The organism is Streptosporangium sp. NBC_01469, assembly GCF_036227305.1.
Taxonomy (GTDB): Bacteria; Actinomycetota; Actinomycetes; order Streptosporangiales; family Streptosporangiaceae; genus Streptosporangium.
Genome location: NZ_CP109465.1, coordinates 8,406,603 through 8,431,902, shown reverse-complemented (window position 1 = coordinate 8,431,902; position 25,300 = coordinate 8,406,603). Strand labels below are relative to the sequence as shown.

19 protein-coding genes are annotated in these 25,300 nt (G+C 71.9%); 16 read left to right on the top strand and 3 right to left on the bottom strand.

Features of this window, described 5'->3' with window-relative positions:
- Positions 1-74: 74 nt before the first annotated feature.
- On the bottom strand, positions 75-959 hold the full coding sequence (locus tag OG587_RS36635; RefSeq protein ID WP_329083383.1) for a LysR family transcriptional regulator: 885 nt from the start codon (positions 957-959) through the stop codon (positions 75-77).
- Between the two features lie 70 nt (positions 960-1,029).
- Between OG587_RS36635 and OG587_RS36630 the strand changes: the two genes are divergently transcribed.
- Complete coding sequence (locus OG587_RS36630) at positions 1,030-1,995, top strand: DMT family transporter (protein WP_329083382.1); 966 nt, start codon at positions 1,030-1,032, stop codon at positions 1,993-1,995.
- Here OG587_RS36630 and OG587_RS36625 read toward each other — a convergent pair.
- Positions 1,961-3,460 (bottom strand): serine/threonine-protein kinase, encoded by a 1,500-nt coding sequence (locus OG587_RS36625; RefSeq protein WP_329083381.1) that lies wholly within the window; start codon positions 3,458-3,460, stop codon positions 1,961-1,963. The two genes, OG587_RS36630 and OG587_RS36625, sit on opposite strands and share 35 nt — an antisense overlap.
- 272 nt (positions 3,461-3,732) lie before the next feature.
- Between OG587_RS36625 and OG587_RS36620 the strand changes: the two genes are divergently transcribed.
- The 15 genes from OG587_RS36620 (at position 3,733) to OG587_RS36550 (ending at position 24,825) form a co-directional block, all read left to right on the top strand.
- The gene (locus tag OG587_RS36620) at positions 3,733-4,503 is read left to right on the top strand and encodes a peptidoglycan recognition protein family protein (RefSeq protein WP_329083380.1); all 771 of its coding nucleotides are present in this window, start codon (positions 3,733-3,735) and stop codon (positions 4,501-4,503) included.
- Between the two features lie 111 nt (positions 4,504-4,614).
- The gene (locus OG587_RS36615) at positions 4,615-6,459 is read left to right on the top strand and encodes a methylmalonyl-CoA mutase family protein (RefSeq protein WP_329083379.1); all 1,845 of its coding nucleotides are present in this window, start codon (positions 4,615-4,617) and stop codon (positions 6,457-6,459) included.
- A complete protein-coding gene (gene scpA, locus OG587_RS36610; protein ID WP_329083378.1) occupies positions 6,456-8,639 on the top strand; it encodes a methylmalonyl-CoA mutase in 2,184 nt (727 codons plus the stop codon). The genes OG587_RS36615 and scpA overlap by 4 nt, the downstream gene beginning before the upstream one ends.
- Positions 8,623-9,609: a methylmalonyl Co-A mutase-associated GTPase MeaB gene (gene meaB, locus OG587_RS36605; protein ID WP_329083377.1), complete on the top strand. Its 987-nt coding sequence runs from the start codon at positions 8,623-8,625 to the stop codon at positions 9,607-9,609. The genes scpA and meaB overlap by 17 nt, the downstream gene beginning before the upstream one ends.
- A 507-nt stretch (positions 9,610-10,116) precedes the next feature.
- The gene (locus tag OG587_RS36600; RefSeq protein ID WP_329083376.1) at positions 10,117-11,475 is read left to right on the top strand and encodes a cytochrome P450; all 1,359 of its coding nucleotides are present in this window, start codon (positions 10,117-10,119) and stop codon (positions 11,473-11,475) included.
- The gene (locus OG587_RS36595) at positions 11,472-12,446 is read left to right on the top strand and encodes a terpene synthase family protein (protein ID WP_329083375.1); all 975 of its coding nucleotides are present in this window, start codon (positions 11,472-11,474) and stop codon (positions 12,444-12,446) included. The genes OG587_RS36600 and OG587_RS36595 overlap by 4 nt, the downstream gene beginning before the upstream one ends.
- The gene (locus OG587_RS36590; RefSeq protein WP_329083374.1) at positions 12,443-14,110 is read left to right on the top strand and encodes a prenyltransferase/squalene oxidase repeat-containing protein; all 1,668 of its coding nucleotides are present in this window, start codon (positions 12,443-12,445) and stop codon (positions 14,108-14,110) included. The genes OG587_RS36595 and OG587_RS36590 overlap by 4 nt, the downstream gene beginning before the upstream one ends.
- Before the next feature lie 212 nt (positions 14,111-14,322).
- Positions 14,323-17,043 carry a sensor histidine kinase gene (locus OG587_RS36585; RefSeq protein WP_329083373.1) on the top strand — a complete coding sequence of 907 codons (2,721 nt, stop codon included), beginning with the start codon at positions 14,323-14,325 and terminating at the stop codon, positions 17,041-17,043.
- A gap of 99 nt (positions 17,044-17,142) precedes the next feature.
- Entirely contained in the window at positions 17,143-17,574 is a 432-nt protein-coding gene (locus OG587_RS36580) for a roadblock/LC7 domain-containing protein (protein ID WP_329083372.1), read from the top strand.
- On the top strand, positions 17,571-17,957 hold the full coding sequence (locus OG587_RS36575) for a DUF742 domain-containing protein (RefSeq protein ID WP_329083371.1): 387 nt from the start codon (positions 17,571-17,573) through the stop codon (positions 17,955-17,957). Before OG587_RS36580 ends, OG587_RS36575 begins: the two co-directional genes overlap by 4 nt.
- Positions 17,938-18,579, top strand: coding sequence for a GTP-binding protein (locus OG587_RS36570; protein WP_329083370.1), 642 nt, complete (start codon positions 17,938-17,940; stop codon positions 18,577-18,579). Before OG587_RS36575 ends, OG587_RS36570 begins: the two co-directional genes overlap by 20 nt.
- A 353-nt stretch (positions 18,580-18,932) precedes the next feature.
- A complete protein-coding gene (locus OG587_RS36565; RefSeq protein ID WP_329083369.1) occupies positions 18,933-20,933 on the top strand; it encodes a CehA/McbA family metallohydrolase in 2,001 nt (666 codons plus the stop codon).
- Between the two features lie 224 nt (positions 20,934-21,157).
- A complete protein-coding gene (locus OG587_RS36560; protein ID WP_329083368.1) occupies positions 21,158-21,943 on the top strand; it encodes a polyphosphate kinase 2 family protein in 786 nt (261 codons plus the stop codon).
- Between the two features lie 171 nt (positions 21,944-22,114).
- Positions 22,115-23,566: a bifunctional phosphatase PAP2/diacylglycerol kinase family protein gene (locus tag OG587_RS36555; protein ID WP_329083367.1), complete on the top strand. Its 1,452-nt coding sequence runs from the start codon at positions 22,115-22,117 to the stop codon at positions 23,564-23,566.
- Between the two features lie 296 nt (positions 23,567-23,862).
- Positions 23,863-24,825: a hypothetical protein gene (locus tag OG587_RS36550; RefSeq protein ID WP_329083366.1), complete on the top strand. Its 963-nt coding sequence runs from the start codon at positions 23,863-23,865 to the stop codon at positions 24,823-24,825.
- A 164-nt stretch (positions 24,826-24,989) separates the two neighbouring features.
- Here OG587_RS36550 and OG587_RS36545 read toward each other — a convergent pair whose 3' ends face one another.
- Positions 24,990-25,286: a TFIIB-type zinc ribbon-containing protein gene (locus OG587_RS36545; RefSeq protein WP_329083365.1), complete on the bottom strand. Its 297-nt coding sequence runs from the start codon at positions 25,284-25,286 to the stop codon at positions 24,990-24,992.
- Positions 25,287-25,300: the final 14 nt, after the last annotated feature.

Genomic DNA, 25,300 nt, shown 5'->3' with positions numbered 1-25,300 from the left:
CGCCAATGATCCTCGCGGGGCGCCCGCCGGTCGAAGGGTTTTAGCTCGCCTCGCCCTGCCCGCCCCGGCCGGGCTCAGGGGAGCGGGGGCGGTGCGGGGACCTCGGGGGCGACGCGGAGCAGGGCGTCGACCAGCGGGCTCGGCGGGCGGGTCAGCGGGCCGGTGAGGACCAGGGCGCGTTCCAGGGACGGCTTCAGCGGGACCATCACGAGCCCCGGGGGCAGGAGGCCGCGGCCGAGGTCGGGAACCGTGGAGACGCCGATGCCCGCGGCGATCATGCCGATGAGCGTGCCGAGTTCGCGTACGTGCTGGGCGGGTGTGTAGGGGACGCCCGCCATGGAGCACAGGGCGCGGGTCTGGGGCTCGCAGCCCCCCTTGGAGACCAGTAGCGGATCCTCCACCAGCTCGGCCATCGTGATGTGTTCCTGCCCGGCCAGGGGATGGTCGGCGCGGACCACCGCGTGGAAGGCGTCGCGGCCCACCACCACGTGCGCGGGCGGCGGCGGCACCGGGTCGACGAGGATCGCGGCGTCGACGACGCCGGTCTCCAGCCAGGGGGACAGCTCGTCGTCGTCGCCCTCGAAGACCTGCACCTCGACGCCGGGGAGCTCCGCGCGCCACGTCCGCATGAGCTGCGGCAGCAGCCCGCAGCAGACCGTGGGCGGGGCGGCGACGCGGACGGTCCCCGCGTACTGTCCCAGGTGCGAGGAGACGACCTCGTCGATGGCGGTGACCGAGGCGAGCGCGGCCTGGGCGTGCGGCAGGATCGCCGCGCCCAGCGCGGTGGGGCGTGCGCTCCCATGCCGCAGCACCAGCGGGGCGCCGAGGGCGCGCTCCAGGGCGGCGAGCGCGTGGGAGACCGCCGACTGGGACATGCCCAACTCCTCGGCGGCTACGCCGAAGCCGCCGTTCGCGATCACGGCGGTGAAGACGCGGAGTTGCGCGACCGTCGCACTCATGAGGACATCTCATCACACCTCGGAGACAACTCATTGGACACATGATCCGGGCGGTGGCGAGACTGCTCCCGTGACCCGTGAAGGAACCGTCTCAACGCCCCCACCTGCGCCGACGACGGACACCGCGCCGCCTTCCGCGGGCCGGTCCGTGCTCGCCCAGTATCTGGCCCTCGCCCTGACGTGGGGGGCCAGTTTCCTGTTCATCAAGGTGGCCCTCACCGGCCTCTCTCCCGCCCAGACGGTGCTGGGGCGCCTCGCGCTGGGGGCGCTCGCCCTCAACGTGATCATGCTGGTCACCCGCCGGAGGTGGCCGAGGCGGCCGGTGTTCTGGGCGCACATGGGAGTGGTCGCCCTGATGCTGTGCGTGGTGCCGTTCCTGCTGTTCGCCTGGGCGGGGCAGTACATCCCCTCGGGGCTCTCCAGCATCTACAACGCCACGACGCCCCTGATGACGATGCTCGTGACCCTGGCCGCGCTCCGGCAGGAGCGCCTCGGCGCGGCCGGGGTGCTCGGCCTGCTGCTGGGCGCCGCCGGGGTCGTCGTCGTACTGGCCCCGTGGAACCTGGACGCGGAGACCGGTCCCTGGTGGGCGCAGGCCGCCTGCCTGGGGGCGACGTTCTGCTACGGCCTCTCCTTCGCCTACACGCGGCGCTTCGTCCTCGCGTACGGCCACGACGCCCCCACCATCGCCGCCGCCCAGGTCAGCCTGGCCACCCTGATCATGCTCGCGCTGAGCCCGCTGCTGGCCACCGGTCCCGTACGCCTGGACCTCCCTGTCGTGGCGAGCCTGGCAGCCCTGGGCGTCCTGGGCACGGGTCTCGCCTACGTGTGGAACACCTCGGTCATCGCCAGCTGGGGGGCGACGACCGCCTCGACGGTGACCTACCTGACCCCGCTGGTGGGCGTCGTCCTCGGGGTGCTCGTCCTGGGCGAGACGCTGACGTGGAACCAGCCCGTGGGGGCGGTGATCGTCGTCGCCGGCATCATGACCGGCCAGGGCGTCATCGGTTCCTGGTCAGGTCGCCGGTCTCCGTGACCAGTTCGGGGCCGGGGACGTCCTTCCAGGTGTAGGTCAGGGCGTCGCCCTTGCGCCTGAGCCACACGGTGCCGGGTATGCAGCCGGTGCCGGAGCCGAGGGTGAAGGTCAGCTCGTCGGAGGTGACCTTGGTCAGGGTGATCCGCCCCCTGCAGTTGTTGACCGGTTCCGCCCACTCGGCTCCGTCGTCGCCCTCCCTGAGTGTGACTTCGATCCGTTTCTTCCCGGAGGAGAACGGGTTGGTGGAGGTGACGCCGTCGCCGGCCCACGCTCCGGCGAAGGAGGCGGGGACCTCGCCCCCGTTCCCCGGCGGGGCCGACCTCTTCGCGCCGGAGGGCTCCGGAGTGGACGGGACGTCGATCCCGGACGCGGACGGCGAGGGCGGCGCGGACGAAGGTGACGAGGGCGAAGGTGACGAGGGCGAAGACGTCGCCCGATCGGTGTCCCCGACGACGGTCTCGGGGGCGCCCAGAACGAGCCAGGCGGCGATCCCCGCAGCGATCAGCAGTGACACCGTGACGAGGACCGCGCCGGTGACGATCCCCCGCGGGCCACGGCGGGACTCCTGGGTCGTGAGCGCCGACCGCCTCGGAGCCGACTGTCCCGGAGGGGCGGCGATCCGGCTGCCGATCCTGGCTAGATTTTCGATGGACTCGGTGGACGGGTTGGCCGCGCCCGGGTCGACGAGGCCGACCATCAGCGCGCGGGCCGTCGGGCGGCGGGCGGGATCCTTGTCCAGGCAGGAGGCGATCAGTCCCGCGAAGGCGGGGGGCAGGACCGACAGGTCCGGGTGGTGGTTGATGATCCGGTTCAGCACGGCCGGTACGGTGTCGGCGCCGAAGGGAGGTCTGCCGCTCGCCGCGCAGAGCATGGTGGCCGCCCAGCCGAACACGTCGGAGGCGGGCGAGGCGGGCGCCCCGTGGATCTGCTCCGGGGACAGGTAGGCGGGGGTGCCGATCAGCCCGGAGGCGGTGGTGGCCGCGCCCTCCGCCCTGGCGATGCCGAAGTCGACCACCCGGGGGCCGTCGGGGCCGAGCAGCACGTTGGCGGGTTTGAAATCGCGGTGCACCACCCCGGCGGCGTGGATGGCCGCCAGCGCGGTCGCCGTACCGACCACCAGGCGCTCCAGCTCGCCGCCGCGCAGCGGGCCCCGCTCGCGGATCCGCTCCTCCAGGGAGGGGCCGTCGACGAACTCGCTGACCACGTACGGGAGGGGGCCGTCCACGGAGGCGGTCAGCACGCGCGCCGTGCAGAAGGGCGCGACGTTCTCCAGGGCGGACAGTTCGCGGGCGAGCCGCGCCCGCGACGTGGTGTCGCCGCGGAACAGCACCTTCACCGCGACCCGCTCGCCGCTGGGCGCGTGCGCGAGGTAGACGACGCCCTGGCCGCCCTCGCCGAGCCTTCCGGCCAGCTGGAACACGCCGAGGCGGACCGGGTCGTCAGGGGTGAGGGGGGTCGCGACCATGGGGGCAAGGCTATCCGTCCCGTCCGCGATGGGGGGTGTCGTGGGTGAACGCGTGGTATGGCAGGGGCGCGAACGGGTCCAGGCCCGGGTGTGACCGAGGGTTTAGGGCGTCCGGCCGTGGTCAGAGGGACTGCTTCGCTGCCCGACGACTATCCGGAGTGCTTCCACATCACGCTGTGACAAGGGATCAGTTGGTCTAACGGCCCCATATGGTGCCGAGCCAACCATTACGCTCCGGTAGGGCAACATCACTCAGACAGTGGAGACGTTCCGTGGCCATCGATCTCGTTACTCGCCGTGAGTGGGGCGCCCGCCAGCCGCGCGGTTCCTACAGCAAGCTCAGCTCCACCAAGGGAGTGAAGGTCCATTACACGGGTGGCCAGGTCAGCCCGGACATCGTGAACGACCATGCCAAGTGCGTCGCGTTGGTGAAGTCCATCCAGAGCCACCACATGGACGGCAACGGCTGGATTGATGTCGGCTATTCCATGCTGGTTTGTCCGCATCGGAAGGTCTTCGAGGGCCGCGGCCCGCGCAACGTCCCGGCCGCCAACGGCGCCGGGCTCAACAGCGACCACTACGCGGTGCTCGGCCTGGTCGGCTCCTCGGGGTTCACCAAGCCGACCGACAACGTCCTGCACGGCATCCTCGACGCCATTGAGTACCTCAGGGACAAGGGCGGCGCGGGCAAGGAGATCAAGGGCCACCGCGACGGCTACTCGACCAGCTGCCCCGGCGAACCTCTGTACGCGTGGGTCAAGCGGGGCGCCCCCCGCCCCGGCGGAGGTCCCGCCGAGCCGCCGGAGCCGCACCCCTCCTTCCCCGGCCGCACGCTCAAGCAGCCGCCGGTGATGAAGGGCGAGGACGTCCGCACCTGGCAGCGGCAGATGCGCGACCGGGGATGGGCGATCGACGTCGACGGCCTGTACGGCCCCGGCTCCGGCGACGTCTGCGGGAAGTTCCAGAAGGAGAAGGGCCTGCCCGTCACCGGTGCCGTCGACCGCGCCACCTGGGACGCCGCCTGGCAGGAGCCCGTCACCTGACCGCCCTTCCCTCCTCGAACTCCCCCGTCGACCCCCCTATTGACCCCAGTGTTGGTATCCGTCCGGAACCCGGGGGGAGTTCCCGGCGGGGCGGAGCTTAGGATCCGGTGCATGACCGTGCCGCCTGAGGAGTCTCGATCGGCCGCCGAGTTCCCACCGGTCACCCGTGACCGGTGGCGGGAGCTGGCGCTCGGGGTGCTGCGCAAGTCCGGGGTCGAGACCGGCTCTCCGGAGGAGGCGCTGGCCTCCACCACCTACGACGGCGTGACGATCGCGCCGATCTACGACGCGTCCGACCTGCCCGGCGATCCCGGCCTTCCCGGAGCCGCCCCCTACCTCCGCGGTTCCCGTCCCGAGGGCGGCTGGGAGGTGCGGCAGCGCCACGAGGTGCCCGATCCCGAGGCGATCCTCGCGGACCTGGAGAACGGCGTGAACTCGCTGTGGCTCGCCCTCGACCCCGAGGACCTGCCCCGCGCCCTGGAGCGGGTCCACCTCAACCTGATCTCGGTCACGCTCGACGCGGGCAAGCGGACCCGCGAGGCGGCCGAGGTGCTTCTCACGCTGGCCGGGGAACGGGGATCCGCGGCGCCCGGCGGGTCCGGGGCCTCCGGGGGGCTCGGCGGGTCCGGGACACTCGGCGGGTCCGGGACGCTCACCGGGAACCTGGGCGCCGACGTCCTCGCCGACGAGCGGACCGCGATCGAGCTGGCCCGCCGCTGCGTCGGGGACCACCCGGGGCTCAGGGCGGTCGTCGTGGACGCCACGCCGTACCACGACGCGGGCGGTGGAGACGCGGAGGAGCTCGGCTGCTCCGTCGCCGCCGGGGTCGCCGCGCTGCGGACCCTGACCGGCGCGGGCCTCGCGATGGAGCAGGCGTTCGGGCAGCTGGAGTTCCGGTACGCCGCCACCGCCGACCAGTTCCTCACCGTCGCCAAGCTCAGGGCCGCCCGCAGGCTCTGGGCGCGCGTCGCCGAGGTGTGCGGTGTCTCCGGCGTTCCCGGCGTTCCCGGCGTTCCCGGCGCGGCGCAGCGGCAGCACGCGGTGACCAGCTCGGCGATGATGACCGCCCGCGACCCGTGGGTGAACATGCTCCGTACCACGCTCGCCTGCTTCGCGGCCGGGGCCGGTGGGGCCGACGCGGTGACCGTGCAGCCCTTCGACGCCCGCCTCGGCCTGCCGGACGCCTTCGCCCGCCGCATCGCGCGCAACACCCAGTCGCTGCTGGTGGAGGAGGCCGGTGTGGCCCGGGTGATCGACCCGGCCGGAGGCTCCTTCTACGTGGAGCGGCTCACCGAGGACCTGGCGGTCAAGGCCTGGGAGTGGTTTCAGGAGATCGAGCGCGCCGGGGGCATGGCCGACGCCCTCGCCTCCGGGTTCGTCGCGGGACGGCTCGCCGCCACCTGGGAGCGGCACTCGGAGGGGATCGCCAGGCGCCGCGACCCGATCACCGGCGTCAGCGAGTTCCCCGACCTGGCCGAGAGGCCGCTCAGCAGGCGGGCCAGGCCCGCGGGGAGCACCGCGGGGAGCACCGGGGTGCACTACGCGCAGGAGTTCGAGGCGCTGCGCGACCTGGCCGACGCCCAGGAGACCCGGCCCAGGGTCTTCCTGGCGACCATCGGCCCGGTGGCCTCGCACACCGCCAGGGCGTCGTTCGCGGCCAACCTGTTCCAGGCGGGTGGCATCGCCACCGTGACCGGCGGCGCCGTCACGGATCCCGGCGAGATCGCCGCCGCGTTCGCCGCCGGCGGGGCGAGGATCGCCTGCCTGTGCTCCAGCGACCGGCTGTACGCCGGGCACGCCGAGGCGGTGGCCGCCGCGCTGAGAGGCGCGGGGGCGATAAAGGTGTGGCTGGCGGGGAAGGGAGACTTCGAGGGCGTGGACGCCAACCTTTACGTGGGATGCGACGCGCTCGCCGTGCTCCGGACGACCTTCGACGACCTGGGGGTGGCTCGATGATTCCCGACTTCTCCGACATCGAGCTCGGCACGCGACCGGCGGCTCCCGGCCCCGGCCTGGCGGGCTGGGCGCGATCCGTGCGGGAGGCCACCGGGAGCGATCCCGGGGACCTGGTGTGGGAGACACCCGAGGGGATCGGCGTCAAGCCGCTCTACACCGCCGCCGACCTGGCCGGGCTCGACTTCCTGGAGACCTACCCCGGTGCGGCCCCCTACCTGCGCGGCCCGTACCCGACCATGTACGTCAACCAGCCCTGGACCATCCGCCAGTACGCCGGATTCTCCACCGCGGCCGAGTCCAACGCCTTCTACCGGCGCAACCTGGCCGCCGGGCAGAAGGGCCTTTCCGTCGCCTTCGACCTGGCCACCCACCGGGGCTACGACTCCGACCACCCGCGCGTGGCCGGGGACGTCGGCATGGCGGGCGTGGCCATCGACTCCATCTACGACATGCGGCAGCTGTTCGACGGGATCCCCCTCGACAGGATGAGCGTGTCGATGACCATGAACGGCGCGGTGCTCCCGGTGCTCGCGCTCTACGTCGTGGCCGCCGAGGAGCAGGGGGTGGCCCCCGAGCAGCTCGCAGGGACCATCCAGAACGACATCCTCAAGGAGTTCATGGTCCGCAACACCTACATCTACCCGCCGGGCCCCTCGATGCGGATCATCTCCGACATCTTCGCGTACACCAGCGAGAGGATGCCGAAGTTCAACTCGATCTCGATCTCCGGTTACCACATCCAGGAGGCCGGGGCCACGTGCGACCTGGAGCTCGCCTACACCCTCGCCGACGGGGTGGAGTACCTGCGGGCGGGGGTCGAGACGGGCCTGGACGTCGACAGGTTCGCGCCGCGCCTGTCGTTCTTCTGGTGCATCGGTATGAACTTCTTCATGGAGGTCGCCAAGCTGCGGGCGGCACGGCTGCTCTGGGCGCGGCTGGTGGCCGGGTTCGGGGCGAGGAATCCCAAGTCGCTCTCGCTGCGGACCCACTCGCAGACCTCCGGCTGGTCGCTGACCGCCCAGGACGTCTACAACAACGTCGTCCGCACCTGCGTCGAGGCGATGGCCGCGACCCAGGGCCACACCCAGTCGCTGCACACCAACGCCCTCGACGAGGCCCTGGCCCTGCCCAGCGACTTCTCCGCGCGGATCGCCCGCAACACCCAGCTGCTGCTGCAGCAGGAGTCGGGCACCTGCCGGGTGATCGACCCCTGGGGCGGCTCCTACTACGTCGAGCGGCTCACCCACGAGCTGGCCACCAGGGCCTGGGGTCACATCGAGGAGGTCGAGGCCGCCGGGGGCATGGCCAGGGCGATCGACCAGGGGCTGCCGAAGCTGCGCATCGAGGAGGCCGCCGCCCGCACCCAGGCGCGCATCGACTCCGGGCGCCAGCCGGTCATCGGCGTCAACAAGTACCGGCCGGACGCCGACGAGCCCATCGACGTGCTCAAGGTCGACAACACCTCCGTACGCGCCCAGCAGCTCGACAAGCTGCGCCGCCTGCGCGAGGAACGCGATCCCGGCCGGGTGGAGGAGGCGCTCACGGCCCTCACCAAGGGCGCCGCGGGCGACGGGAACCTCCTCGCGCTGTCGATCGAGGCGGCCCGTGCGATGGCCACGGTCGGGGAGATCTCCGACGCGCTGGAGCGGGTGTTCGGGCGGCACGCGGCGCAGATCCGTACGATCACCGGGGTCTATCGCGAGGAGGTGGGATCCGGCGTGGACGGAGTCCGCGCGGCCTGCGCCGAGTTCGAGCGCCTGGAGGGCCGCCGCCCCCGCATCCTGGTGGCGAAGATGGGCCAGGACGGCCACGACCGGGGCCAGAAGGTGATCGCCACGGCCTTCGCCGACCTCGGCTTCGACGTGGACGTCGGCCCGCTGTTCCAGACGCCCGACGAGGTCGCCCGCCAGGCGGTCGAGGCCGACGTGCACGTGATCGGCGTGAACTCGCTGGCCGCCGGGCACCTCACGCTCGTACCCGCCCTCCGCGAGGCGCTGGCCGCGCTGGGCGCCGACGACATCATGATCGTGGTCGGCGGGGTCATCCCGCCGGGCGACTTCGACGCGCTGCGCGCGGCGGGCGCGAGCGCGATCTTCCCGCCCGGCACCGTGATCGCCGACGCCGCCCGGGGACTGCTGGCGGACCTGCTCACCCGGCTGGGCCATGACGCGGACGCTTGACGACTACGTCCAGGGGGTGAAGGAGGGGTCCAGGGCGTGGATCGCGCGGGCGATCACGCTGGTGGAGTCGTCCAGGGCCGACCACAGGGACCTGGCCCAGCGGCTGCTCGTCGAGCTGACCCCGCTCGGCGGCGCGGCGCGCAGGGTCGGCATCACCGGCGTGCCCGGTGTAGGCAAGTCCACGTTCATCGACGCGCTCGGCACCCGGCTGACGGGGGAGGGGCACCGGGTGGCGGTGCTCGCCGTCGACCCGTCCTCGACGCGTACGGGCGGGAGCATCCTGGGCGACAAGACGCGGATGTCCCGCCTGGCGGTCGATCCGGCCGCCTTCATCCGCCCCTCGCCCACCTCGGGCACCCTGGGCGGGGTCACCAGGGCGACCCGCGAGGCGATGGTCGTGGTGGAGGCGGCCGGATACGACGTCGTCCTCGTGGAGACCGTCGGCGTCGGGCAGTCCGAGACCGCCGTGGCCGACATGGTCGACACCTTCCTGCTGCTCACCCTGGCCAGGACGGGCGACCAGCTCCAGGGCATCAAGAAGGGGGTGCTGGAGCTGGCCGACGTGATCGCGATCAACAAGGCCGACGGCTCCGAGGGCAGCTCCCACGAACTGGACGCGCGCAAGGCCGCCAGGGAGCTCGCGGGAGCGCTCCGCCTGCTGGGCGCGGAGCGGACGCCCCCGGTGCTCACCTGTAGCGGGCTGACCGGCAGCGGGCTGGACGAGCTCTGGCGGCAGGTCGTCCGGCACCGCGACGCCCTGGAGGCCTCGGGGGAGCTCGCCGAGCGCCGCCGCCACCAGCAGGTCCGCTGGACCTGGGCCCTGATCACCGACAGGCTGCTCACCCGGCTCCGCGAGCACCCCGAGGTCGCGGCGATCGTCGGCGAGGTCGAACGCGAGGTCCAGGAGGGTGCCCTCACCCCGTCGCTGGCCGCCGACCGCATCCTCGCGGCCTTCACCAAGGGTGGCTGACGGTCCTCGTGGCCTTCACCAGGGGCGGCTGACGGATCCGGGCGCGAGCCCTCCGTCACTCTGGGTCACTCCAGGTCATCGCACGATTAGCGGCTGATCCGCCATTTAAGCGCTCATGTTAAGCACATGTTAACGAGACTCGTGTCCGGAAGTGGCAAGATTTATATTCTATACGCGCTTGATCACTTCTATCGGGTCATGTGATACTTCGTGCGAAGATTAACTAATCTTGTGATGTGATGCGCTTTAGCGTGTAAAACGCAGAATGAGACAGGCGAGGAGGCCCGGAGCGTCCCAGGGGATTGTCGGCCGATCGGTCCTGATCTGTTGGTTGACCAGTCCTGATCCACGCCCCGGGTGGGAGCGGGACATGTGGGATGTCCCGTTTTCGAACACCGCCGCGCTCACCCGCGCGGGCGGTTGTCTCGTGCTGCGTGAATTCACGTCACACGAGGTGGGAGACGTTTACCTATGTCTATGGACGTGCACGCCCGTCCCGGCCGTCGGGTGAGATCCATTCCGCTGCACCGGGCCCTGCCGAAGCTCCTCCGCGAACCGGCGGGCGCGCTCGCCGAGTTCGCGCGGGAGGCGCGGGGAGAGGTCCTCCGACTGGAACTGGGACCCTTCCGTCCATACCTGATCACCCATCCCGACCACGTCCAGAAGGTAATGCGTCTCGAATGGACGAAGCACCAGCGCCTGGGGATGTTCTGGCGGCCCCTGGAGCGGCTCTTCGGGCACAGCATCATGAGCGACGGCGAACACTGGCAGAACAGCAGGAAGGTCCTGCAGCCCCTGTTCACCGCGCGGTACGTCGCCACGATCGCCGACGAGGTGTCCAGGCGCGTCGCCGGGCGCGTCGAGGAATGGGACGAGTACGTGCGGTCGGGGCGGGACTTCGACGCGGCCACGGAGATGTCCAGGATCCTCAGCTACATCGTCAATCGGGTGCTGTTCGGGGACAAGCTGAGCCGGGAGGACGGGGAACGCATTATCCCCGCTTTCGAACAGGCGTCCTATTCGCTCGTCTATCGAATTCTCATGCCGTTCATGCCGTATTTCATGCGGATACCCGGCGACCGGACCTTTCTGAAGGCCGTCCAGTCGATCGACGACGTGGTGTTCCCCGTCGTGAGAAAGGCGATGGCCGAACCCGACGACAACGTCGACGTCATCTCCGTGCTCTGCCGGTCCGTCGACGAGAACGGTGAGAAGCTCACCGAGAAGCAGATCCGCGACGCGCTGGTCAGCGTGTACGCCGCGTCGTCGGAGACCACCGCGATGGTCCTCACCTGGCTGTGGCTGCTGCTCGAGCAGCACCCGGACGTGGCGGCCAGGCTCCAGGCGGAGATCGACGAGGTGGTCGGCGACGGGCCGGCCGTGCCCGAGGACATTCCCCGCCTCGTCTACACGCGCATGGTCCTGCAGGAGACCCTCCGCCTGTACCCGGCGGGCTGGTTTCTCCCCCGCAGGGTCGTGGAGGACGCGGAGATCGGCGGCGTACAGATCAAGGCCGGATCGTCGGTGCTGGTCACCCCGTACGCCACGCAGCGGCTGGGGGAGTTCTGGGAGCGCCCGGACGAGTTTGACCCCGAGCGGTTCGCGCCGGAGAAGTCCGAGGGCGAGGAGCGCAGGCACAGATACTCCTACTTCCCCTTCGGGGGCGGCCCGCACAGGTGCCTGGGCGAGCCCCTGTTCTACGTCGAGGCGCCGCTCGTGGTCGCGAGCATCCTCAGCCGGTTCCGGATGTCGGTGCGCACCCCGGGGCCGTTCGACACGGGCTGGGCCGCCTCGCTGCGTCCCCGGCAGAAGGTCGCGCTGGGCGTGTCCTTCAACGGACGTGACCGGAGCGGGGCCCTGCGATGACAATCCAGCCCGATCCCGGCGTCCGGTCCGGTTCGGATGCCCGGTCCGATTCCGACGTCCCGTCCGATCCCGGCCTCAGGTCCGGTTCGGATGCCCGGCTCGATCCCGGTGTCCGGTCGGACGCCAGGGAGGCCGGGGCGATCTGCGCCCGCGCCGGGCGGTCCCAGCGGGACATGCGCGAGTGGGCGGAGACCTATCCCGGCCTGTTCTCCGCCAAGCCGTTCGACGCGGCCCTGTACAGCACGCTCTCGCTGGCCATGGCGTTCGGCGGCCCCTGGTTCGGCGCCGAGCAGTTGCGGATGGCGAACAAGGTCTCCCTCTGGGCGTTCGGCCTGGACTGGCTCGTCGACTACGTCGCGACCTCGCTGCCCGAGGTGGAGGACATCGCCCGGCGGTGCCTGGACGTGGCCGGCGGGGCCCCGCCGGTCCCCGGTGACGACCTCACCCGCATGCTCGGCGACATCCGCGACGAGCTCGCGGCCTCGCCCGCGTTCCCCGAGCTCGGGCCGGTCTGGCGCGACGAGCTGGAGCGCATGCTGGGCGGGATGCTCACGGAGTGGCGCTGGAAGACCGACAAGGTCACGCCGACCTACGAGGAGTATCTCGGCAACGCCGACAACCTCGGCTTCTCCTACGCGTTCGCCGCCCACTGGATCCATGTCACGGGCCCCGGCGCGGTCGCGGACGTCGACGCGCTGCGCGAGGCCGGCTGGGCCGTGCAACGGGTCATCCGCCTTCTCAACGACCTGGGCACCTACGAGCGGGACGTCGCCTGGGGAGATCTCAACGTCCTGCTGCTCGGTGTGGACCGCGCGGAGGTGGAGCGGCGGATCGCCGGGCTCGCGACCCGGAGCCGGGAGCTGGTCGCCCCGCTGCGAACCGCCCACCCGGAGCTGGCGGGCTACATGGAACGGCAGATGGACTTCTGCGCTGGTTTCTACCAGTTCGGTGACTACTGGGGGACGTTATGAGCGTCGACCGCCTGTTCACCCTCACGAAACCCGGCACGGAGGCCGGCGTCGGCATCCGTACCGAGAGGCGCGTGGAGATCGACGCCGGGGCCGACGTGGCCGCCGAGGCACGCGAACTGGTCGCCGGGCTGCTGGCCGAGCCATGGGGCCAGGTGTCCGCCTCCCCGTACGAGACCGGCCGGGTGGTGAGCCTGGCGCCGTGGCTGACCGGGCACGCCGAGCGGGTCGAGTTCCTGCTCGCCACCCAGCGGCCGGACGGCGGCTGGTCGCCGGCCGGTGACCACGCCCTCGTCCCCACCCTGAGCGCGGTCGAGGCACTCCTCGCCGAGCTCGGGCGCGACACCTCCTCCGGCCACGCCCTCCTCGCCAAGGCCGCCGACCGCGGGCTGGAGGCCATCTGGAACTGGTCCTTCCAGGCGACCTGGCCGCCGGACACGCCCGCGATCGAGCTCATCGTGGCGTCCCTGCTCGCCCTGATCGACGGTCACCTCGACGGAGAGGGGCCGAAACCGCCCCCGGGCATGAGCGGCGCCAAGCTGGCGGCCGTCAGGGCGTGGCTGGTGTCGGGCGCGCCGATCCCGCAGAAACTGGTCCACGCCCTCGAGGTCGCGGGCCCGGAGGCGACGGCCGCCTCCGGGATCCTCCCCACGCCGATGCCCGGCGGGATGGCGGCCGTCGGGGCCTCGCCCGGGGCGAGCGCGGCCTGGCTGGCCGCGCCGCCCGACCCCGGAGCCGGAGCCGGAGCCGGAGCCGAGGAGCGTGCCGCGCGGAGGGCCGGGGACGAGGCGGCCGTACGGCGGTACCTGGAGGCCGTCGTGGCCTCCTCGGGCGGGCCGATGCCGTGCGCCCTCCCCATCGCCGTGTTCGAGCGCGGCTGGACGCTGAGCTGGCTGCGGCGTGCGGGAATCCCGGTGGACGTGCCGCCGGAGCTGGTCGCGAGCCTGCGGGACGGCCTCGGCCCCGAGGGGGTCGCCACGGGTCCCGGCCTGCCCGCCGACGCCGACACCACCTCCGTCGCCCTGTACGCGCTGGCGCTGCTCGGCGAGCCGCGAGAGCCGGAGGGGCTGTGGCCGTTCGAGCTGGAGACCCACTTCTGCACCTGGCGCGGGGAGGAGGGGATGTCCCCGACGACCAACGCGCACGTGCTCGACGCCTTCGGTGAGTACCTGCGCCGCCGCGGGGGAGAGCCCCGGCACGCGGCCGTCGTCGCGAAGCTGGCGGCGTGGCTGCGTGACCGCCAGGAGGTGGACGGCAACTGGACGGACCGCTGGCACGTCTCGCCGTACTACGCCACGGCCTGCTGCGCGATCGCGCTGCGCGAGTTCGGCGGCGGGAAGTCGGCGGGCGCGGTGGGCGACGCCGTGAACTGGGTGCTCGGCACCCAGCGCGAGGACGGGTCGTGGGGCCGCTGGGAGGGCACCGCCGAGGAGACCGCCTACGCGCTGCAGACCCTGCTGCTGGCCGGCGCGGCGCGGGACGGGCGGTGGCGGGAGGCCGTGGAGCGCGGATACCGCCATCTGCTGGCCGCCCGCGACGGCCGGGCGCCGTCGCTCTGGGTCGACAAGGACCTGTACCTGCCGGTGGCGATCGTCAGGGCGGCCGTTCTGGGCGCGCTTCACCTGGCGCGACGCGCGCTCGCCATTCCCGAGGATGACTCGTATTGAAAATTGACCGTGAATTCAAAACAGGACACAAGGGCGCATCTACTCTATCCGCCTTGAGGGTTTTTAGTGACATTGCTAGGGTTCGGCGGGTGTGATGTGGGATGTCCTGCTGATCCCAGCGATGTGGCGACCGTTTGACCTGTTTGACCAGTCTGTGTCAACCGCCACGAAAAATGCCGTCTATTTTCTTTCTGCTTCCCGGGGTGGATACCATGCGCTTGCGTAACGCGAGCTTGCGGACCAAGGTCACGGCACTTCTGGTGTCGCTCACCGCGCTCTGGGCGTTCACAGCATGGGTAACGGTCCGTGATGGTCTGAACATGCTGGGCGTGGCGACCCTCAACACCGAGGTGGCCAACCCGAGCGAGCGGCTCATCGTCGAGCTGCAGGCCGAGCGGCGGCTGACCGCGATCACCCTGGGCTCGATCGGCGGGGAACGCCAGCGGCGCGAGGCGATGGCCTCCCAGCGGAAGCGCACCGACGCCGCCGACGCGAACTTCCGGGAACTCACCGGCGGCGGCGGCGTGGAACTGCTGGGAAGTCCCGCCCTGGAGCGCCGCATCGGCGAGACCCGCCGGTTGATGGACAGTCTGCCCGCCGCGCGCAAGGCGATCGACGCCGGCCGGGTCAACCGGACCTGGACGGCCACGGAGTTCACCGACATCGTTGACTCGATCTTCCGCGTCTACGACTCGCTGGCGACGCTGGACGACGAGGAACTCGCCAAGGACACCCGCACGCTCATCGCGATGAACCGGGCCAGGGACATGCTGTCCCAGGAGGACGCCCTGGTGATGGGCGCCCTGACGGCGGGCCGGTTCGCCGAGGGGGAGCAGGTCAGGTTCACGCAGATGGTCGGCACGCGGCGCTTCCTCACCGACCAGGCGGTGGCCGAGCTGCCCGTCGCCGACCAGGAGGCCCACCGGCGGATGGTCGCCGGCGAGCAGTTCACCCGGCTGCGCGTCATGGAGAACCAGCTGATCGAGGACCCGAACGTGGTGTCGGCCGGAGTGATCGACGTCACGCGGTGGAGCTCCGACGCCCAGCCCGCGCAGACCAGGTTCACCGAGGCCGTGCTCACGGCCGGTAGCGGAGTGGTCGAGCGGTCGGGCCCGGTCGCCGTCGGCGTCATCGTGCGGCTCGCGCTGGCCGGCGGCCTGGGCCTCGTGGCCGTCATCGCCTCGGTCGTCCTGGCCATCACCACGGCCCGCGCCCTGGTCCAGCAGCTGGAGAAGCTGCGGGCCGCCGCCTGGGAACTCGCCAACGAGCGGCTGCCCGCCGTGGTCGAGCGGATCGGCCACGGCCAGGTGGTGGACGTCGCGGCGGAGGCCCCTCCCCTCAAGTTCGGAGACGACCAGATCGGGCAGGTCGGCCAGGCGTTCAACGCCGTGCAGCGGACCGCCATCAAGGTCGCCGTGGAGCAGGCCCAGCTGCGCCGCGACATCGCCGACATCCTGCGCAACCTCGCCCGTCGCACCCAGTCGCTGGTGCACCGCCAGCTGAGCGTGCTCGACGTCATGGAGCGGCGCGAGAACGATCCGCAGGAGCTGCGCGACCTGTTCCGGCTCGACCACCTGGCGACCCGCATGCGCCGCTACGCGGAGAACCTCCTCGTGCTCTCCGGCGCGGCGCCGGGCCGCGCCTGGCGCGACGCGGTCCCGATGATCGACGTGGTCCGCGGCTCCCTCGCCGAGATCGAGGACTACACCCGGGTCGACGTGATGCCCCTGGGAGAGGTCTCGCTGGACGGCAGGGCCGTGAGCGACGTCATCCACCTGATCGCCGAGCTCGTCGAGAACGCGGCCTCCTTCTCCCCGCCCTACACGACGGTGCAGGTCGGCGGATACCTCGTGGCCCACGGCTACGCGCTGGAGATCGAGGACCGGGGCCTGGGCATGAGCCCCGCGGACATCGCGGAGGCCAACGAGCGGATCGCCAACCCGCCGGAGCTCAAGCTCTCCGGCAACGCCCGCCTGGGCCTGTACGTCGTCAGCCGCCTGGCCGAACGGCACGACATCCGGGTGACCTTCAAGTCCTCCCCGTACGGCGGCACGACCGTCGTCGTCCTCATCCCGCAGGAACTGGTCAGCGAGGAGGAGCAGGGGACCTCCATCGGCGTCGGCGTGCCGCAGGCGCGCCCGGCGAGTACCACCGAGATGAACGGCACCACCTCCGCGGTCGCCGCGGTCCGCGGCCGGGTGGGTGACCCGCTGGGTATCACCGGTGGCCCCGTCCGGGCCGTCGAGGCGGAGGGAGAGATCATCAGCGAGCACGTTCCCGGCGCCAGGCCCGAGGCGTGGGAGCCCGAGCAGCCCGCCAACGGCCGGTCGCACCCCTCGGGACCCCCCTCATCCGGCGGCTCCGCCGACCCCGGGCATCTCTTCACCCCGCCGCCCGGCCGTTCCACGGATCCGGGCCTCGCCGGAGGCCGCGCCGACCAGGCACCCTCCGGACGGCACTCGGCGGATTCCACGCCCGCGGAGGGCTACGCCGACCCGACGTTCCCCGGCCGCTTCGCCGATCCCGCGGCACTCAGGCAGATGCCCGAGACCGGGGCGCCCGGCCGCCTGCCCGACTTCACGAACCCCGGATCTCCCGCCTCGCAGGGCGTTCCCGGCGGTGGGGACCTCGACGCGCGTCTTGGCGGCTCCGGGGCGTCGCTGCCGCCCGTGCTGCCCCCGCCCGACAGCAGTCACACGCCGGGTGGCCTCCCGAGGCGCGTTCCCCAGACCCACCTCGCCGCCCCCCTGCAGGAGGACGAGCCGGAGGTCCCGCCGCCCCCGGCCGACGGCGCCGACGACGAGCGCTCGCCGGAGATGATCCGCGCGGCCATGTCGTCCTTCCAGGCGGGTACGCGCCGAGGCCGCGACGAAGCCGCCCACCTGCTCGATCGCGACGGCGATACCGCGGACGAGGGCGGGACGACGGTGTGACCCCAGTGGATGATCTCAGGTCGCGGGTGCCGGGCAGGCGCCGATGAGCCGCCAGGAACCGGCGACGGAACGTCGGCAGGCAGATGGAGAGGACAACGAGTGGTGCAGGGAACAGGATCTTTCACGGACCTGGCCTGGTTGCTGGACGACCTGGTCTCGCGGGTGGATGAAGCTCAGCACGGGATCGTGTTCTCCACCGACGGGCTCCTGCTGGCCGCGTCGGCGGGGTTCTCCCCGGCCGACGCCGAGCATCTGGCCGCCGTCGGATCGGCGATCCAGAGTCTGGGCAGGGGAGTCAGTGACCGGGTCGGTGGCGGGCCGATGCGCCAGACCATCATCGAGATGCGGACGGCGTACCTGATCGTCACCGCGGCGGGGCAGGGAGCCTGCCTGGCGGTGTTCTGCAATGCCGAGGCCGACGTCGGTCTGGTGGCCTACGAGATGGCCATGCTCGTCACCCGGGTGGGTCAGTACCTCACCTCTCCCACCAGGACGGCAGACTCCTCCTTCAGGGGCGACGGTCCACGATGAGCATCTTCGACGAGCAGCCAGAGAGCCAGTGGGTCGGCGACGAGGCGGGGCCGATCGTCAGGCCGTACGTCCTGACGCGAGGCAGGACCGAACCGAGCCGCGGCAGGTTCGACCTCATCACCCTGGTGGTGACCATCCGGCAGGTCTCGTCGAGGGAGCCGGGCCTGGACCCGGAGTGCCTGGCCATCGTCAGGCTCTGCCAGCTGGCCCAGTCGGTCGCGGAGATCGCGGCCCATACGAACCTTCCGGCAGGCACGGTCCGTGTCCTGCTCAGCGACCTGCTCGACCAGGGATTCATCGCCATGCAAGAACCGCATTCGGAGACGGACATGCACGACGAGAGGCTGTACAGGGCGGTGCTCGATGGACTCCGTGCGCTCTAGTCGCGACGCCGGGCGTGTGAAGCTGCCCAAGGCGATCAAGATTCTGGTCGCCGGCGGGTTCGGCGCGGGCAAGACCACGCTGGTCGGCGCGGTCTCGGAGATAGAGCCACTGCGCACCGAGGAGACCCTGAGCGACCGGGGTATCGGCGTCGACGACCTGTCGGGCGTGGAGACCAAGCAGACCACCACGGTCGCCATGGACTTCGGCCGCATCACCATCGGCGACGACTACCGCCTCTACCTGTTCGGCACGCCCGGTCAGGAGCGCTTCTGGTTCCTCTGGGACGAGCTCGCGCTGGGCGCGCTGGGCGCGGTGGTCCTCGCCGACACCCGCAGGCTCGCCGACTGCTTTCCCTCGCTCGACTACTTCGAACGGCGCGAGACGCCCTTCATCGTCGCGGTCAACTGCTTCGACGGGGCCCGTCGCTACGAGCTCGACGAGGTCAGGCTCGGGCTGACCCTGCACCAGGACATCCCGATCGTGCTGTGCGACGCCAGGCAGCGGGAGTCGGGCAAGAAGGTGCTCATCGCCCTCGTCGAGCACGCGATGCGGATGCGGCTGGGCACGACGTCCCCGACGGCGGGCGCCGAACCGCCCACCGAGCGGACCGCGACCCGCTGACGCGCCGGCCTCTTTCGGGGTGAGGCGCGACTCGCGGACGCGCCGGTTCCCGGAGCGGATCGCGCCCCGCAGGCCGCTCACGGGCAGGCCGCGACTCGCTGACGCGACGGCTTCTCCCGGGGTGAGGTGCGACTCGCGGACGCGCCGGCCTCCGGAGCGGACCGCGACTCGCCGACGTGTCGTCCTCTCCCGGGAAGGATGCTCACCGCCCCGGGAGCGTTTTTGTCCCTCTGGTAGGGACGAATCCCTCACCACTTGACTTCTGCCCGCAACAGCCCGTGCCCGGCGTGTCACGATAGCGGCGATCACCTGGCGTTCCACGTGCGGGGAGACCTATGTGTGACGATCCGAACATGCCTCCCAGCGTCGCTCGGGCGCTCGGGGAATACCGGGCGCTGCTGGACAAGCACGGCGTCACCTGGGGTGAGGATCCCATCTTCTACGTCAAGTCCATGGCCACCGACGCCTACCTGATGGGCACGACGAGCTTCTGGGAGGTCTGTTACGGAATGCTCGGCGCCCGCTACCCCGGGGCGCCGTTCGAGGAGCTAAGGGACCGGCTCGACGAGCTGGACATGGACGAGGTCGTCCGCGGCGTCCTCGCGGGCAGGGTGCTCGACAACCTCGCCGCGCTCCGCCTCACCGACGGGGGAACCGCGCTGCGGGCACGGGCGCGGGCCGTGCTGGACGGCAGGCCCCTGCGCACGACGTTGCTGGTCGACTCCACCAGACCCGAGCCGGCCACCGTGCTGGTGGACGGGCGGGCGCACGTGGTCGGTCCCGGCGGCGCCCGGCTCATCAAGATCACGAGCCGGAGCGAGGTGGTCGCCGACGGCGTACCGGTCGACCTGTCGCCCCTGACCCGCCCCGCCCCCGCGGCCCGCCTGCGGGTGCGCGCGGGACTGCCGTGCAAGTGGAGCGTGTACGGCGAGCACGGCCAGGGCTGGTACCCGGAAGGCGCCCCCGACCGGCACGACTACCACGTGATGCCCTACTTCCACGGGGACGACCTGATCCTGGACGTCCCGGCCGAGGCGCTGACCGTGCGGGTGTCCAGGGGCATGGAGTACGGCTCCGCCCAGGTCACGGTCACCCCGGAGCCTGGCGGGGAGACCCTCGTCGAGCTGACCCCCGAACGGCTCTACGACGCGGCCGCTCTCGGCTGGTACGGCGGCGACATGCACGTCCACCTCAACTGGGCGGGCGACATGGTCGGCACGCCCGAACTCGCGGGGATCATGCAGCACGGCGAGGACCTGCACGTCCTCAACCTGGTCGCCGGGAACGTCTCCTCCGAGCGGGTCTACGACTCCGAGGCGCTCGAACACTGGGCCGGGCGGGACCTGCCCTGGTCCGACGCCTCCCACGTGGCCAGGATCGGCGTCGAGTACCGCAACGACCTGCTCGGCCACCTCTACGCCTTCGGCGTCTCGGCCCCGCCCTCGCGGTTCCACACCGGCTTCCTCGGCACCGCCGACTGGCCGCCCAACAGCGTCGCCTGCGAGGAGCTCCGCGACCTGGGGGCCGTCACCGGCTACAGCCATCCCTTCCACACGCCGTTCGCCGACACCGACGCTCCGGACAAGGCGCTGCAGCGGGGGCGCAACTGCTCCTCCCGGGAGATCGTCGCCGACGCGGCGCTCGGCCTCGTCGACACCCTGGACGTGCTCAGCCAGACCTCGATCACCGCGACCGCGGCCGTCTACCGGCGCCTGATCGGGGCGGGCAACCGCATCGCGGTCACCGCGGGCACCGACGCGATGGTCTCCTTCGCCCGGCGGGGAAACCAGTCCAACCCGCCCGGCTGGGCGCGCGTCTACGCCCGGGTGGACGGGCCGCTGACCGCCGCGTCGTTCGCCGAGGCGGTCAGGCGGGGTCGTACCTTCGGCACCACGGGACCCTGGCTGGAGCTGTCGGCCGCGGGTCACGGCCCCGGTGCCACCCTGGACCTGTCACCGGGCGAGCGGATCACGATCACCGCCAGGTCGGTCGGCCCGGAGGTGGAGCGGCTGGAGATCCGCACCGCCGACGGCGTGCTGGCCGAGGGACCGCCCGGCGAGCTGACCGCAGAACTGGCCGTCGGCGACCCCACCTACGTCGTCGCCGTCGCCACCGGCGGCCCGCACGAGCGGTCCTTCACCGGCGAGGTGTACGCCCACACCAGCCCGGTCTACCTCGATGTGGGCGGCCGTCACGTGGCCAGGGCCGAGGACGTCGGCTGGTGCCTGGAGTGGCTGGACACCCTGGAGACGCTGCTGCGCGAGGAGGGCACCTTCGAGACCGCCGGGCAGCTCAACGACCACCTCGTCCTGATCGGCCGGGCCAGGGAGATCTACCGGGACCGCCTGGCCTGACGGCACGCGGCGGCCACACCCGTCCCTGTCCTGCCCGGCCCGGCTCCGGTCCCGTCCCGCTCGGCCAGGCACCGTGCGCCGGAATCCGCCCGGGGCACCCGGTGTGAGGGCACCCGGTCCGGCGCCGCGCGGCGAGATCCGGGCCGCTCCCCTGGACCGTGCGAGCCAGGGACATACGAGGCTTGTCGGCATGAGGTGAGCGGAGACATGCGAGGCTTGTCGGCATGAACCGCCTGTCTGAGGTCGACCTTTCGCAGAAACTCTCCAAGAAGGAGGCCTCCGAGCGCCTCGACGCCGCGCTGGACCGCCTGCTCCGTCTGCGGCTCATGCTCGGCGGCCAGGTCGGCGAGCAGCGCATCGGCCCGCCGCTGTGCGTGGTCTTCGAGGGCTGGGACGCCTCGGGCAAGGGAGGGGCCATCAAGCGGCTGGTGCGCCCGCTGGACCCGCGCCACGTCCGCGTCGCCCAGTTCGCGGCGCCGACGTACGACGAGAAGCGCCACCACTTCCTGTGGCGGTTCTGGCCGGTCCTGCCCGGCTGGGGCGGGATGGCGGTGCTCGACCGCTCCTGGTACGGCCGGGTGCTGGTGGAGCGGGTCGAGGGCTTCGCCACCGAGGAGCAGTGGTCCCGCGCGTACGGGGAGATCGTGGAGTTCGAGCGGACCCTCGCCGCCGAGGGCATGATCATGGTCAAGTTCTGGATGCACGTCTCCGAGGAGGAGCAGCTCAGGCGCTTCCAGGATCGGGCCGGCGATTCGCTCCGGGCCTGGAAGCTCACCGACGAGGACTGGCGCAATCGCGAGAAGCGCCCGCAGTACGAGGTCGCGGTGGAGGAGATGCTCGCCCGCACCAACCACGAGAAGGCGCCGTGGCACGTGGTCCCCGGCGACGACAAGCGCCTGGCCCGCGTCACGGTCGCGGAGACGGTCTGCGCCGCGATCGAGGCCGAACTCGCCGCGAGGGGCCACGAGCCGGTGCTCTCCTCCCCGGCGGGCGGCGCCGCGGACGAGTAGCGGGGCGCGGCAGGCGTCGTCGGCGCCGTTCCGGTGAGAACTATGGGAGCGGCGGAAACGCGCCGGGCGCGGGGGCACGCGGCAGAATCGAATGGCTGTCCGTGCGTTCGTCGCGGCAGTTGGTCGTTGCGGTTCGTCATTGTTTTTCGTCATCGCAGGAGGGTGCGGCGCATGCGGTTGGGCTCGCGGCTGAGCAGGCTGGACCGGCGGGTGTTCGCCATGGTGGCGGGCGCGAGGTTGCCCGGTCTCGAACGCGTCGTTCCCGCGCTGTCGCGCGCGGCCGACAACTCGCTCCTGTGGGCCGGGGTGGCCGGGGCGCTGGCGGTCAGCGGGCGGCGGCCCCTGCGCCGGGCCGCGACCAGGGGGCTGCTCGCGGTCAGCCTCGCCAGCCCGCTGGTCAACCTGGTCGGCAAGCAGGCCTTCCGCAGGAACAGGCCGTCGGCCGAGGGGCTCCCGCTCGGCCGGTTGATCAAGATGCCCGCGTCGGCGTCGTTCCCCTCGGGACACTCCGCCTCCGCCGGCGCCTTCGCCGCGGCCGTGGCCCTGGAGGCGCCCCGCGTGGTCGCGGTCCCCGTCGCGCTCCTCGCGGCGGCCGTCTGCTTCTCCCGCGTCTACACCGGTGTGCACTATCCCGGCGACGTGCTCGTCGGAGCCGGGATCGGCGTGGCGGCGGGGCTGATCACCCGTCGCATCTGGCCCGACGCCGGTGAGGCGGGACAGGCGCGCGCCGCCCTCACGGCGCCGTCCGCGCGGCTCGACCCGGAGGGCGAGGGGGCGATCGCCGTGGTCGACGGCTCCGCCGACGCCGTCGCGGGAACGGCCGAGGCGCTGCGCGTGGCCTTCCCCCGGGCCAAGGTCGTCGAGGTGGCACCGGGCGACGACCTCGGGGCCGCCGTGCGCGACGCCGCCTCGCGGGCCAAGGTGCTCGCGGTGGCCGGGGGAGACACCGTGGTCAACCTGGCGGCCCAGGAGACGGCGGGCGGGGCGACCCCGCTGCTGGTCGTTCCCGCGAGCACGCACGGCCGGTTCGCCCGCGCGCTCGGGGTGGAGACCCCGGAGGAGGCCGTGACGGCCTACCGCAGCGGCGACCTCGTGGCCGTCGACGTCGGTGAGGTCGCGGGCCGGACGTTCGTCAACACCGCCAGCGTGGGCGTCTACCCGGCGCTGGTGGAGCGCAGGGAACGGAGGCAGAGCCGGATCGGCAAGTGGCCCGCGCTGCTCTGGGCGATGGCCGAGGTGTTCGGCCCGGGGGGCGCGCAACCCGTCGATCTTGTCGTGGACGGTGTGCCCCGGCGCGTCTGGATGGTGTTCGTGGGCAACTGCCGCTACGAGGCGCGCGGCGGAGCCCCCGCCAGGAGGCAGCGCCTGGAGGACGGCCTGTTGGACATCCGGGTGCTCGGCGCCGCCGACCGGCTGCCCCGGCTGCGGGTGTTCCTCAGCCTGCTGGCGGGACGGGTGAAGCTGTCACGCCACTACCAGCAGTGGCAGGCCGACACGCTGCGCGTCTCCGCGCCCTCGGGACGGCTGCCGCTGGCGCGCGACGGAGAGACGTTCACGGTCACGGGCGAGGTGGAGTTCACCAAGCGCCCCCGGTCGCTCCTCGTGATCCGGCCGGCCGGCTGACCTTCGGTTGACGTCCCCGCCGCGTTCGTCGTCGGCCGCGGCCTGCCTTTCCGACGTCCCGGTCGCGTTCGTCGTCGGCTGCGGCCCGCCGTTCCGGGGATCGGTCGCGTTCGTCGTCGGCCGTGGCCCGCCGTTCCCGGGATCAATCACGTTCGTCATCGGTCACGGCCCGCCGTTCCCCGGATCGATCGCGTCACCCGGCGGCTGTCCGTGGGCAGGGAGGGGGCGCTGTCAGAGATTGCCGATTCCCCGGCTCTGTTTGACGCCCAGTGATCGATCCGGCGATAGTTGTGCAGGTGACTTCCCCCCGTTTGCTCGCCTGTGCCATGGTCACCCTGGTGGCCCTGACCGCCTGCACCTCGTCCCCGGGCGATCCCGTGGTCGGCCCGGCCACCGCGGGCGGCACGGTGGGGACGGGACAGGGATCCGGCGCCCCGATCTCCTCGCCCGCCGCCGCGACGCTGACGCCCGACGAATACCGGGCCGAGTTGGAGGAGGCGCGCGGCCCGGTGCGCGACGCGGTGAAGAAGCTGGCCTCGACCGGCGGGCTGAAGACCCTCGGCAAGCAGTTGCAGAAGACCTCCGGCGCGGTGGAGGGCGCGGTGACCCGGCTGTCCGCCCTCGCCCCTCCCGCCGAGGTGAAGGCCCAGCACGACAGCTACGTCGAGGCCCTGGGCCGGCTGCGGACCTCTTTCGACACCGCCCGCCAGGACGCCGAGGAGCAGCGGGTGTGCACCGGCCCGGCCGTGCTGACCGGCATGGCCCAGGCGGACCAGCTGTCCGACGTGGAAGACGTCGCCAAGACGCTGAGCGGGTATCCGGCGAGCGTCATCCCGGTCAAGGCGGCCAAGGAGCGCGATCGCCGGCTGTCCAACGGCAGGTTCATCGCCTCCGAGGGGCGTCCGGGTCGCGCCTACCTCGAACTGCGCAACGGCACCAAGCAGGACGCCGTCGTCGTCCTGGTACGCGGTAAGAAGAAGGCCGTCACCGTGTACGTCAGAAAGAAGTCCAACTTCAAGATCCGGGGCGTGCGGGACGGCAGCTACAAGATCTACTACACCCTCGGCGAGGACTGGGACGCGAAGGCACGCACCTTCACCCGGTCGTGCACCTTCGAGCAGTTCGGCAAGACCGTGCGGTTCAGGACCGTCAACACCGCGACCCAGATCCGCTGGACCGACTGGACGATCACGCTGCACGCCGTGAGCGGGGGCACCGTGAAGCCCAAGAAGGTCAAGCCGGGCGACTTCCCCGCCTGACCGCGTTCCTCGCCGGTGGCCGGGCGGTGGGGTGTCCTTCCCGTCGGGGCGACGGTACCCCCGCAAGGCCGCGAGGCGGCGGGGGCGCCGCGAACCGGGGCCGCCGGGAACGCGAAGACCGCGACCTCGTGACGAGGCCGCGGTCTCGGTGTCGCCTCGGCCGATCAGGTCGAGAAGAGCATCCCGACCCAGCTGCGCTGGCGGTGGTGGCCGTAGTGGCCGCCGTGGTGCTGTTGTGCACCCCAGGCGGGAGCGCCGTAGCCGGGAGCGCCGTGCACGGGCGGCGGCGGGGGAGGCGGCGGAGCTGCGTGGGACTGCTGCGACCACTGGCTCTCCATGCGGGTCAGCGTCTCGAGCTCGCCGTAGTCCAGGAAGATTCCGCGACAGCTCTCACACTGGTCGATGTGGACGCCGTTGCGCTCATAGGTGCGCATGGCGCCCCGACACTTGGGGCACTGCATCTGGCTGGTCTCCT